Here is a 12,174-nt window from a genome sequence, read left to right on the forward strand (position 1 = left end):
CATCAATGCCGAAGCGCATTCTGATACCGATGTGACGCGTGGCAGCCGCCTGATTGCGCCAGCGATTGCCGCGAAGCCGTCCGACCGCAAGATCATGGAGGTCTCGACCGTCGTCCACGAGGGCGACAAGGAAGTCGTCCGCCGCCAGCCCTTCGCGCGCGTAAAGATGACGCTGGCTGCCAACCACGTGGCGACCGAAGACTATCCGAGCTTCAATCCGCTGACGATCTTCTCGGCAGACGAACCCGACGCACAGCCGACCGTTCGCACCGGGCAGATCTACGGTTCGGACGTGGAGTCTGAGGTCAGTCTGAAAACGGTGGCCTACCCCGCGGCAAAATCCGATCTCCAGGTCGCACCCGGTATGACCCTCGACGAGATCGAGGAGAACGTGCGCTCCAACGGCTCAGTCCTCACCGACGGCGCGGCCCAGGTCGCAGCACTCTACTACGTGGACCCGCGCCGCTTCTCCAACGATGACAACGACGTTGACCTGACGGCCGGCCTGACGGCCCGTGTCCTCGAGCAGAACATGACGGTCTCCGCACCGGAATCGATCACGCCGCAGACGGAAGAGTTTGCCGACGACATCATCCCGGTGCGCCAGGACACGTCGATCATCAAGGCGATGACCGACTCGGGCTATCCGGAGCCTCAGGCCAAGGGCCTGTCTGCCTATCTGTCGCCTATGATCGGATCGGACGACCTCTCAAAGGGCGATGTGCTGCGGATCGGCATCCTGCAAAGAGGTGAACAAGCCAAGATCATCCGTGCCAGCGTCTATCGCGGCACCCGCCATCTTATCACCGTGGCGCTCGACGACCATGACCGGTTCGTCGCCGGACGCGAGCCGCCGCAGATCGACGCGGTCACGACCGCCTTCGACGACAACTCAACATCGGTCCCGTCCAACCAGAACCTGCCACGTGTCTATGACGGCATCTACCGTGCTGCGCTCTCTTACGGCATGACCAAGGATATGACCGCGCTGGTCATCAAGCTGCTGGCGAGCAGCGTCGACTTCCAGGCGGAACTGCGCCCGAGCGATACTCTGGAGGCTTTCTTTTCCGTCGCCGACTCCAGCGGACAGGCAACGGCCGATTCCGAGCTTCTCTATGTGAACGCGCGCTTCGGCGACACGCAGACCCGGTTCTACCGCTTCCAGGATCCGGAAGACGGTTCGATCGACTACTTCGATCAGGACGGCAAGAGCATTCGGCAATTCCTGCTGCGCAATCCCGTTCCGAACGGAATCTTCAAGTCAGGCTTCGGCATGCGCCGGCACCCGATCCTGGGCTTTGCCCGCATGCACACGGGCGTCGACTGGGCGGCTCCGCGCGGCACAGCGATCATCGCGGTCGGCAACGGCACCGTCGAGAAAGCCGGCTGGGATTCCGGCGGCTACGGCAATCAGACCATCGTCCGCCATGCCAATGGCTACGAATCCTCCTACAATCACCAGAGCGCCATCGCCAAGGGTATCGCTCCCGGCGCCAAGGTGCGCCAGGGCCAGGTGATCGGCTGGGTCGGCACGACGGGCGAATCCACCGGCCCGCATCTGCACTACGAGATGATCGTCAACGGCACCAAGGTCGATCCACTCCGAGTGCGCTTGCCAGGCGGCAAGTCGTTGAAGGGCGGGGCACTGGCAAAGTTCGAGGACGAGCGGCAGCGCATCGATGCCCTCCTCGGCAACCAGCCGCCGCCGCAGGTCGCGAGCAAATAGCATCCGACAAAAATGGCGACCGAGGCCGCCATTTCTTTCTGACTATCGAACCACTTTAAGCTGCTTCGTCGACCGCGGTATTCCGCGTGCGGAACAACAGCCGGTCAGTACCGCTGGTGATCTTCACCGTCGATCCGTCCGGCACCTGGCCGGAGAGGATCTGTTCGGCCAGCGGATCCTGCACATACTTCTGGATCACGCGCTTCAGCGGCCGCGCACCATAGACCGGATCATAGCCCCTGTTGGCGAGCCAATTCCGGGCATCGTCGTCTAGCTCAAGCGTGATCTTGCGTTCGGCAAGCAACGCCACCAGACGCTTCAACTGGATATCGACGATCGCCCCCATTTCCTCCCGCTTCAGGCGATGGAACAGAATGATCTCATCGATACGGTTCAGGAACTCCGGCCGGAAGTGACCGCGCACGACCTCCATCACCTGCTCGCGAACCGCCTCGCTGTCGTCCCCTTCCTTGAGTTGGGTCAGGTACTCGGCGCCGAGGTTCGACGTCATGATGATCATCGTGTTGCGGAAGTCGACCGTCCGACCCTGGCCATCCGTCAGGCGGCCATCGTCCAGAACCTGTAGCAGGATGTTGAAGACATCAGGGTGCGCCTTCTCGATCTCGTCGAACAGAACGACCTGGTACGGCCGGCGGCGCACCGCCTCTGTCAGCGCTCCACCTTCGTCATAGCCGACATAGCCGGGAGGGGCACCGATCAGCCGGGCCACGGAGTGCTTCTCCATGTACTCAGACATGTCCATGCGCACCATTGCCGTCTCGTCGTCGAACAGGAAGCGGGCAAGCGCCTTGGTGAGCTCCGTCTTGCCGACACCGGTCGGGCCGAGGAAGATGAACGAGCCGATCGGCCGGCTCGGATCCTGCAGGCCGGCACGCGCACGGCGGACGGCGCGCGACACCGCCTGAACCGCATCACCCTGGCCGATCACCGATTTCGCCAGCTCGTCTTCCATCCGAAGCAGCTTGTCGCGTTCGCCTTCCAGCATCTTATCGACCGGAATGCCGGTCCAGCGAGAGACGACATGCGCGATGTTGTCGGGAGTAACGACCTCCTGCACCATGGCGCTGCGATCGCTATCCTGCTGTTCGGCCTCCGTCAGCTTCTTTTCGAGTTCCGGAATGACGCCGTAGGTCAGCTCGCCGGCGCGCTGGAACTCGCCCTTGCGCTGCGCGATTGCGAGTTCGTTGCGTGCTTCGTCCAACTGCTTCTTCAGGTCCGCGGCAAGGCCAAGCTTCTGCTTTTCCGCCTGCCAGCGGGCCGTCAGGGCATCGGCCTCTTCCTCGAGACCCGTCAGCTCGGTTTCGAGCCGCACCAGTCGGTCGGCGGACGCCGTGTCGGTTTCCTTTTTCAGCGCCTCGCGCTCGATCTTCAGCTGCATGATGCGGCGATCGAGTTCGTCCAGCTCCTCCGGCTTGGAATCGACCTGCATGCGCAGCCGCGCAGCGGCTTCGTCCATCAGGTCGATCGCCTTGTCGGGCAGGAATCGGTCTGTGATGTAGCGGTTGGAAAGCGTCGCAGCCGCAACCAGAGCCGAATCCGAGATACGGACCTTGTGATGCTGCTCGTATTTTTCCTTGAGGCCACGCAGGATCGAGATCGTGTCCTCGACCGTCGGCTCCTCGACCATGACGGGCTGGAAGCGGCGGGCAAGGGCCGGATCCTTTTCGACATGCTTGCGGTACTCGTCGAGCGTCGTCGCGCCGACGCAGTGCAGCTCACCGCGCGCAAGCGCGGGCTTCAGGAGATTGGAGGCGTCCATCGCCCCATCCGCCTTGCCGGCGCCGACCAGCGTGTGCATTTCATCGATGAACAGGATGATCTCGCCGTTCTCGGCCTGCACCTCGTTGAGCACCGCCTTCAGCCGCTCTTCGAACTCGCCGCGATATTTCGCACCTGCAATCAGCGCGCCCATGTCGAGCGCCATCAGCTTCTTGTCCTTGAGCGATTCCGGCACGTCGCCGTTGACGATGCGCAGCGCCAGGCCTTCGACGATGGCGGTCTTGCCAACGCCCGGCTCGCCGATCAGCACCGGGTTGTTCTTGGTGCGGCGCGACAGGACCTGGATCGTGCGGCGGATTTCGTCGTCGCGGCCAATGACCGGATCGAGCTTGCCTTCTCGGGCTTCGCTGGTCAGATCGCGGGCGTACTTCTTCAGCGAGTCGAAGCCTTGTTCGGCATTCGAGCTGTCGGCTGTGCGGCCCTTGCGGATTTCGTTGATGACCTGATTGAGCGCAAGCGCGGTCACCCCGGCATTCTTCAGCGTCGTGGACGTCGAAGCCGAAGACTCGATCGCCAACGCCTGCAGCAGCCGCTCGACGGTGACGAAGCTGTCGCCAGCCTTCTTGGCTGCCTCTTCAGCCGTCGAAAGAACCTTGGCAAGCGGCTGAGCAAGATAGATCTGCCCGTTGCCGCCTGATACTTTCGGCAGCTTGGCAAGCGCGGCATCGTTGGCAAGACGTGCGGCCTTGGCGTCGCCGCCGGCGCGTTCGATCAGCGAAGCGGCCATGCCCTGGTCGTCGTCGAGCAGCACCTTCAGAACATGTTCGGGCGTGAACTGCTGGTGACCCTGCGCGAGCGCATAAGTCTGGGCGGATTGAATGAAACCGCGCACCCGCTCGGAGTATTTTTCAATATTCATACTATACCTCCATGAATCGCCCTGCCCTCACGAGGCACAGGCCGATGACTGAGATCGAGCTCCCTCAATGGCAAGCTCATTGTCCGCCGCGGTTTGGGATTTGCGGCTGAACTTGGGCTGGATATGGTGGACAATTTCAAAAGTTTAAAGGGGCGATCAGGCGAAAAAGACGCCGGTCCGGCACGGGGAGACCCACCGAGAAAGGCGTCACATCGCAACGCTTGTACCGTCAGGCATTTGCGGCGAAATTTCGCGATAGTTGATCAAAGGAAAATGACCCGCGCCGTTTCTAACCGGCGCGGGTCTGTGGCACGCGGTCACCGGGGGCAAGCGTTCCATTTCATTCAATCGGTTCAGGGCCGCCTGTTGCCGTAGCATGCTGTCGTTGATGCCACTGGCATTCAGCGAACTGCCTTCCCGATGAGGGAACTGATCAGAGTCTTTGAAGAAGTCCTTGATCCTTCCCTGCATCGGAACGAGGAGCCATATGTTTTTGGCGAGAAAATCGCGATCCGGTCGATATTGGGCGTGCGATAACGCATCAGCCCCATCGTGTAGACACTGATCTGCGGGATGCCGATGTCGTCCCCGAAGATGACGAGGATGTTCGGCTTGTTGCCGGATGGCGCTGCCGTCTGCGCCTGGGCTGCCGCCGACCTCACCATGCTGGCGGCCGCAACGGCCCCGGCAGCGAGCGCTGTCGATCCTGAAGCAGATTGAGGCGCGTGAGGTTGCTGGCGTCACAGGAGGGTACGCGAATGTTGTCGTCGCAGGTCTCCCGTCAAACGTCGACTATTTGCAATGTTGTCTGGTGATGAGATGTATTGGCGCGATCCACTCAGACATAGCCATGGCTTTGACGTAGGTGCGCGTTACGGCAAATTGCGCCGCCCTTTAACGCTCGGGCGGAGCCCGGTCAGGCGGCGAAAGGGGATGCAGGAACAGAAAAGGCCGCTCCGAAGAGCGACCTTTTTATCCGTTGGCTCGGATCGCTGAGACGATCCGGCTATTCCGAAGCGGCATCCGCCAGAACAGGGGCGTCGCCGGAATCTGCGCCTTCGCCCTCGGCCGGAGCCTCGCCTTCCGCAGCGCGGCGCGGACGACGTGGACGGCTGCCAGCAGTGCGCCGACGCGGCTGACGCTCGCGCGGCTGGCCTGCGGCGCTTTCCTCGTCCATCGAAACCTCTGCCGGGATACCTTCGATCTCAGGCTGCGGACCGCTGCCGTCGATGGCTTCGGGCTGCGGCGCTGCCGATGCAGCTGCAGCCGGCTGCTGTTCCTGACGCCGCGGCTGGCGGGGCTGGTCTTCGTTGCGGCGCGACTGCTCGTCGTTTCGGCGCTGCGGCTGCTCCTCCGAGCGGCGCTGCTGATGCTCATACTGCTGGCGCGGCGGCTGGACGATGACGACATCGTCGTTGTCCCCGCCTTCGACGTCGTCGCTTTCGCGCTCGGCGCCTTCACTGAACTCGTTGCGGTCGTCACGCTGGAAGCGCTCCTGCATCTGCGCCTGTGCGGCGGCAATGATGCGGTTGTAATGTTCGGCGTGCTGCAGATAGTTTTCGGCGATGACACGATCGCCGGAGCTCTGTGCGTCGCGACCGAGCTGCGCATACTTTTCAGCGATATGTTGCGCGGTACCGCGGATCTTAACGTCGGGGCCGGAGCTGTCGTAGGTGCGCGTCAGCGGATTGCCGCCTTTGCGGTTGAAGTTGTTGTTGTTTCCACCACCGCCGCCGCTGCCGCCGTTGTTATTGCCACGCCCGCGACCGCGCTTGTTCTGCTGTCCTGGCCTCATAGATCGTTCACCTGAATTCATTGTTTGTTGTGGTTTGTTTTGTGGTTTGTTGTGGAGTGGTGGCACCAACCGCCGTGGCCGGTTCACCGGCTCAGAGCCCTCGTGCCGCAAGCATACTGCGCCTTCGCGCCAACCTGCCGCTTGTTCTCAAGTCAGTTTGACTGATTCACGCATTGGGTCGTGTTCAACCTTTGAAACTCTCGTTTAAAAGAGCCGACCCCCGAGGCCGAGCTAGTATCGAACGACTCACCGTTCTGTCCTATCTCTCCAACGCGTGCGGTCAACCTATATTGCTTCCCGTGGAAATCCAAGCCTTTTCTTCGCAATGACACCAATGTCCTGTTTAGTGCTTTACGTTGCCGCGCATCACTTGAGCGCGAACACAAGCGCCCGGTCATTCTGGCCGTAATCTTTCACGGATTCCAGAAGCTTGAAGCCCTCAGCCTCGAAAACGTCTGTCACGTCGTTTCGCTGATCATAGCCAATCTCAAGTCCCACAACGCCGTCGGGCTGTATGAACCTAGCCGCATCTTTGGCGATGGTTCTGTAGGCGTCAAGCCCATCCGCGCCGCCATCCAGTGCGGCAGGTGGATCAAATTTCGTCACTTCGGGAGCGAGAGTGTGAACGACCTTAGAAGCGATATAGGGCGGATTTGAGACAATCACGTGAAACGCGCCGTGGATGTTTTCAAACCAACTAGACTGAATGGTTTCGAAGCGATCCTGCAATCCGTTTCTTTCCGCGTTTGATTGTGCCGTCCTCAACGCATCGGCTGATATGTCACTGCCGACGCCTGACGCCTCCGGACATTCGCTCAACAGCGCAAGGCATATCGCCCCGGTTCCGGTCCCTAGATCCAGGATATGGATACGGCCCTCGGCATTTGCAAGATCGCGCAGATAAGGAAGCATCGTATCCACGAGAATTTCCGTGTCAGGCCTGGGCTCGAGGGTTTCCGCAGACAACGACAGCGGCAGGCCGTAGAATTCGCGTTCGCCAAGAATGCGGTGAACCGGCTCGTGCGCCAGCCGACGTTCGATTGCTTGCTCGATCGCTGCCACCTGCTCCGTGCCGATGGTCTCGGCGCCCCGCGTGACGATGGCAGTCGTCGAAAGACCAAGTAGCCCTGCCACCAGCACGCGGGCATCCGCGGCAGCGCTCTCTATGCCGGCTTCGGTGAACCGACGGCGGGCCCCGGCCAGCATTTGGGAAACCGTAGGCTCAGCCTGTTTCCCGCTCTTGCTCATTGCTGCTCGCCGAGTTGCGCCAGCTGGCTCGCCTGATAATCGGCCATCAGCGCGTCTACCACTTCGTCGATCTCGCCGACCATCATCCGGTCGAGCTTGTAGAGCGTCAGGTTGATGCGATGGTCTGTCACGCGCCCTTGCGGGAAGTTGTAGGTGCGGATGCGTTCGGAGCGGTCGCCGGAGCCGACCTGGTTCTTGCGGTCGGCGGAACGCTCGCTGTCGGCGCGTTGACGCTCGGCGTCATAGAGCCGCGAGCGCAGAACCTGCATCGCTTTGGCGCGGTTCTGGTGCTGCGACTTCTCGGAACTGGTGACGACAATGCCTGTCGGCAGGTGCGTGATGCGCACCGCGGAGTCGGTCGTATTGACGTGCTGGCCACCGGCGCCGGAGGAGCGCATCGTATCGATGCGGATGTCTTCCGGCCGGACCTCGATGTCGATCTCTTCCGCCTCCGGCAAAACCGCGACCGTCGCGGCCGAGGTGTGGATACGCCCGCCCGCTTCCGTTTCCGGCACGCGCTGGACGCGGTGGACGCCGGATTCGAATTTCAGCTTGGCGAACACCCCCTTGCCGGTAATCGTCGCGATGATTTCCTTGAAGCCGCCCGCTTCGCCTTCACTCGACGACAGCACTTCCACCTTCCAGCCGTGGGCGGCGGCATAGCGCTCATACATCCGGAACAGGTCGCCTGCAAAGAGTGCAGCTTCCGACCCACCGGTGCCGGCACGGATTTCCAAAATGGCGCTCTTCTCGTCGGCTGCGTCCTTAGGCAACAACAGGATCTGGATTTCCTGCTCCAGCGCCTCCAGCTGCTCCTTCACGTCAGGCAGCTCCAGCTCGGCCAGATCGCGCATTTCGCGGTCCACCGACTTGTCGTTCAGCATGGTTTCGAGGTCTGCAAGCTCGGCAATCGCCTTCTCGTAGGCGCGGATCTTCGTGACGACGGGCTGCAGCTCGGAATATTCGGAGGCAAGCTTGACATAGACATCGGCCGCCGGGCCGGCCGACATGCGCGCTTCGATCTCACCAAAACGGCGTTCCAGCTCGCGCATCTTTTCAACGGGAAGCTTCGCCACCCTTCACTCCGATTCTGCTTGTCTTGAACTAAAGAGGAATATTGTGAGCATCGGCGAAGTGGGCAAGTACGTCGCGCATCGACGTCGGCGACTTGGTATCGTCAAGCGCCTCATTCATCACCTTTGCCAGCGCCTCGGCATCAAGTCCGAGCAACATCGCCTTGACCGGACCGATCGACGCCGGCGACATCGATACCGAACGGAAGCCGATGCCGAGCAGCGCCATCGCCGAGATCGGCTTGCCGGCGAGCTCGCCGCATAGCGTCACCGGCGTGTTGTTGCGTTCGCCCGCCCGTACGATGTCGCGCAGGATCCTGAGGAACGGCTTGCCAAGCGGATCGAAGCGGTCGGAAACCCGCGCATTGCCGCGATCGACCGCCATCGAAAACTGGAAGAGGTCGTTCGACCCGACCGAGACGAAATCGACGGCCGACATCAGCTCGTCGAGCTGCCAGAGCAGGGCCGGCACTTCCAGCATCGCGCCGAACTGCAGCTTGCGAGGCAGGCCGTGGCCGAAGCGGGAGAGGTGTTGCACTTCCTTCTGCAGGAGGTCGCGCACGGCGGCGATCTCGGAAACCTCGGTCACCATCGGCACCATCAGCTTCAGCTCAATGCCTGCCGCGGCCTTCAGCATGGCACGCAACTGCGTGCGCAACAGACCCGGACGATCGAGCGACAGGCGGATCGCCCGCCAGCCGAGAGCTGGATTTTCTTCCTCATGGCCGCGGAAATAGGGAACGACCTTGTCGCCGCCGATATCAAGCGTGCGGAAGGTCACGACCCGCCCGGCCGCCTGCTTCAGCACGTTGCGATAGAACAGTTCCTGCTCTTCCGCCTTCGGCATAGTGGAGGCGATCATGAACTGCAGCTCGGTGCGGAACAGGCCGATGCCTTCGGCGCCCGAGTCCGAAAGCTGCGGCAAATCGACAAGCAGCCCGGCATTCATCATCAACGACACACGCTGCCCGTCCTTGGTACGCGGCTCGACGGAGCGCAGCGCCCGGAACTGCTCCTGCCGACGGGCGCGGAACCGTACCTTTTCTTCGTAGGAACGCTGATGTTCAGGCATGGGGCGAAGATGCACATGCCCGCCATCACCATCGATGATCACGGCATCACCGTTTTCGGCAAGCGCCACGACGCCCGCGGCCTGGCCGATCACGGGAATGCCCATGGCACGCGCGACGATCACCACATGGCTCGTCACCGCACCTTCTTCCAGCACGAGGCCGCGCACATTGGCACGCGGATAGTCGAGCAATTCGGCCGCCCCCATCGCACGCGCCAGGATGATGGCGTCGCTCGGGAAGCCATCCCCCGCAGTGCGGCCGGTATAGCCGGTCAGCTGCCGGAGCAGCCGGTTCGCCAGATCTTCGAAATCGTGCATCCGCTCCCGCAGATAGGGATCGGTCATGCGAATCATGCGCGCCTTGGTGTCGCTTTGCACCTTCTCTACCGCGGCTTCCGCCGTCAGTCCGTTACGGATCGCTTCCTCAAGCTTGCGCACCCAGCCCTGGTCATAGGCGAACATGCGGTAGGTTTCCAAAACCTCGCGGTGCTCGCCCTCCATCGAAACGTCGCGCTGCGACAGAAGGTCGTCAATCGAGATACGGAGCGACCCGAGCGCCTCGCTGAGACGACGGATTTCCTTCTCGGAATCCTCGTTCAGCAGGTTGGTGACGACGATACGCGGCTCGTGCAGCACGACGTAACCCAAGCCGATACCTTCATTATAGGTGTCGCCGTCGATGGTCACCGAACGCGTCAGGTCGAGTTCGAGGCCAGGCTTGGTGATCTTCTTGAGCTCGCCGGTAGCAATCATCTCGGCAAGCACCATCGCGGTCGTCTCGAGCGCTTCGAGCTCTTCTTCGCGATAGGTGCGGCTTGCCTTGTTCTGCACGACCAAAACGCCGAGCGAACGGCCGGTGCGCAGGATCGGCACGCCGAGGAAGGAATGATAGATCTCTTCGCCGGTTTCCGGCAGGTAGCGGAAGGCCGGATGCGATTGCGCGTCGGAGAGATTGAGCGGCTGCGCCGAGGCGGCGATCGTGCCGACCAGACCCTGCCCCATCTTGAGCTGGGAGAGGTGGACCGCTTCCTTGTTCAGACCTTCGGTTGCATAGAGCTCGAGGACGCCGTCGGCACGCAACACGTAGACGGAGCAGACCTCCGCCACCATGTTGCCTGCAATCTGGCGAACGATCCGATCGAGACGTTCCTGCGGCTCCAGCGGCTCCGCCATCAACTCGCGTAGCCGCTTGAGCAGCACGCGCGGACCGCCGGAAAGGTCTCTCATTGCGTCTCAAGCTCCAAAACAAACATCAAAGTCTCACAGCCAACAGCCGCGTGACTTCTCAACTTGAACGCGCGGCAAGCCTGTTCAGAATCAGTTCTTATCCAGACCGTAGCAGGAATGCAAAGTCCTGACAGCGAGTTCCGCATACGGACCGTCGATAAGGATCGAAATTTTGATCTCCGATGTCGTGATCGCCTTGATATTGATGCCCTTGTCGGCCAGCGCCTTGAACGCGGTGGCGGCAACGCCCGCATGGCTGCGCATACCGATGCCGATAACGGACACTTTCACCAGACCCGATTCGTTCTGAACGACATCGTAGCCGATCTTTTCCTTGTTCTCGCCGAGAACCTTGATTGCCTTGTCGACATCGCCGGAAGGAACCGTGAAGGTCATGTCGGTCTTCGAGCCGTCTTCGGAGATGTTCTGGACGATCATGTCGACGTTGATGTGGCTTTCGGCCAGTGGCCCGAAGATCGCCGCGGAAACGCCCGGCCGGTCGGCAAGACGGCGAAGCGAGATCTGAGCCTCATCCTTGGCATAGGCGATGCCGGTGACTACTTCCTGTTCCACGATTTCATCCTCGTCACAAATCAGCGTTCCGGGCGGATTCAAGAAATCACCCATGCCCGGAGCATCGGGATCTTCGAAAGAGGAGCGCACGAAGGTACGGACCTTGTGCACCATAGCGAGTTCGACAGAGCGAACCTGCAGAACCTTGGCGCCGAGCGAGGCCATTTCGAGCATTTCCTCGAAGGCGATCTTCTTCAGGCGGCGCGCCTGCGGCACGATGCGCGGATCGGTCGTGTAGACGCCGTCGACATCGGTGTAGATGTCGCAGCGATCGGCTTTGACCGCAGCGGCGATCGCGACCGCGGACGTATCCGAGCCACCGCGGCCGAGCGTCGCGATGCGATTGTCGGGTCCGAGCCCCTGAAAGCCGGAAATGACGGCAACCTGACCTTCGCCCATGCGCTTGATGATGTCGGAGCCATCGATCTCGAGAATACGGGCGGCGCCATGGGCGTTGTCGGTGCGGATCGGAATCTGCCAGCCCTGCCAGGAGCGGGCGTTGATATCCATCGCCTGCAGAGTGATCGCAAGCAACCCGGATGTCACCTGCTCGCCGGATGCGACGACCGCATCATATTCGCGCGCATCGTAAAACGGCGAATTGGCGCCAACGACCTTCGGCGCGCCCTGCACCCAGCCGACCAGCTCGTTCGTCTTGCCGGACATGGCCGATACGACGACCGCCACTTCATGGCCGGCATCGACTTCACGTTTTACATGGCGGGCAACGTTCTTGATGCGGTCCAGATCAGCGACGGACGTTCCGCCGAATTTCAATACGATGCGTGCCATATGCCTCTA

8 protein-coding genes and 1 pseudogene (1 of these 9 running past the window's edge) are annotated in these 12,174 nt (G+C 61.5%); 1 reads left to right on the forward strand and 8 read right to left on the reverse strand.

Translation table 11 applies throughout. The features are described from left to right. Positions 1-1,726, forward strand: partial view of a M23 family metallopeptidase gene (locus LPU83_RS56950; protein ID WP_024317047.1) — the 3' portion only. The gene continues 215 nt to the left of window position 1, outside the view; 1,726 of the gene's 1,941 nt are visible here — the last part of the coding sequence; its start codon lies beyond the left edge, outside the window; its stop codon occupies positions 1,724-1,726. 55 nt (positions 1,727-1,781) lie between these two features. Here LPU83_RS56950 and clpB read toward each other — a convergent pair whose 3' ends face one another. The 8 genes and pseudogenes from clpB to LPU83_RS56985 all read right to left on the reverse strand — a co-directional run bounded on the left by clpB (position 1,782) and on the right by LPU83_RS56985 (position 12,165). Then, the gene (gene clpB, locus LPU83_RS56955; RefSeq protein ID WP_024317046.1) at positions 1,782-4,385 is read right to left on the reverse strand and encodes an ATP-dependent chaperone ClpB; all 2,604 of its coding nucleotides are present in this window, start codon (positions 4,383-4,385) and stop codon (positions 1,782-1,784) included. Between the two features lie 207 nt (positions 4,386-4,592). Continuing rightward, complete coding sequence (locus LPU83_RS74280) at positions 4,593-4,856, reverse strand: hypothetical protein (protein WP_225039752.1); 264 nt, start codon at positions 4,854-4,856, stop codon at positions 4,593-4,595. 35 nt (positions 4,857-4,891) lie between these two features. Then, a pseudogene (locus LPU83_RS75875) lies at positions 4,892-5,100 on the reverse strand (arylsulfatase); the annotation flags it as partial. Positions 5,101-5,391: 291 nt separating this feature from the next. Continuing rightward, positions 5,392-6,180 (reverse strand): DUF4167 domain-containing protein, encoded by a 789-nt coding sequence (locus tag LPU83_RS56965; protein WP_024317044.1) that lies wholly within the window; start codon positions 6,178-6,180, stop codon positions 5,392-5,394. A gap of 366 nt (positions 6,181-6,546) precedes the next feature. Further along, positions 6,547-7,428, reverse strand: a complete 882-nt coding sequence (gene prmC, locus LPU83_RS56970; protein ID WP_024317043.1) for a peptide chain release factor N(5)-glutamine methyltransferase — start codon at positions 7,426-7,428, stop codon at positions 6,547-6,549. Beyond that, positions 7,425-8,504: a peptide chain release factor 1 gene (gene prfA / locus LPU83_RS56975; RefSeq protein WP_024317042.1), complete on the reverse strand. Its 1,080-nt coding sequence runs from the start codon at positions 8,502-8,504 to the stop codon at positions 7,425-7,427. Before prfA ends, prmC begins: the two co-directional genes overlap by 4 nt. A 28-nt stretch (positions 8,505-8,532) precedes the next feature. Next, on the reverse strand, positions 8,533-10,800 hold the full coding sequence (ptsP, locus tag LPU83_RS56980) for a phosphoenolpyruvate--protein phosphotransferase (protein WP_024317041.1): 2,268 nt from the start codon (positions 10,798-10,800) through the stop codon (positions 8,533-8,535). A gap of 90 nt (positions 10,801-10,890) precedes the next feature. Next, on the reverse strand, positions 10,891-12,165 hold the full coding sequence (locus LPU83_RS56985; RefSeq protein WP_024317040.1) for an aspartate kinase: 1,275 nt from the start codon (positions 12,163-12,165) through the stop codon (positions 10,891-10,893). Positions 12,166-12,174: the final 9 nt, after the last annotated feature.

This window comes from Rhizobium favelukesii (assembly GCF_000577275.2).
GTDB lineage: Bacteria > Pseudomonadota > Alphaproteobacteria > Rhizobiales > Rhizobiaceae > Rhizobium > Rhizobium favelukesii.

Excerpts from the sequence above, each read along its gene's own strand:
- clpB (WP_024317046.1), bottom strand. The coding sequence starts at position 4,385 with ATGAATATTGAAAAATACTCCGAGCGGGTGCGCGGTTTCATTCAATCC.
- LPU83_RS74280 (WP_225039752.1), bottom strand. The coding sequence starts at position 4,856 with ATGCAGGGAAGGATCAAGGACTTCTTCAAAGACTCTGATCAGTTCCCT.
- LPU83_RS56965 (WP_024317044.1), bottom strand. The coding sequence starts at position 6,180 with ATGAGGCCAGGACAGCAGAACAAGCGCGGTCGCGGGCGTGGCAATAAC.
- prmC (WP_024317043.1), bottom strand. The coding sequence starts at position 7,428 with ATGAGCAAGAGCGGGAAACAGGCTGAGCCTACGGTTTCCCAAATGCTG.
- ptsP (WP_024317041.1), bottom strand. The coding sequence starts at position 10,800 with ATGAGAGACCTTTCCGGCGGTCCGCGCGTGCTGCTCAAGCGGCTACGC.
- LPU83_RS56985 (WP_024317040.1), bottom strand. The coding sequence starts at position 12,165 with ATGGCACGCATCGTATTGAAATTCGGCGGAACGTCCGTCGCTGATCTG.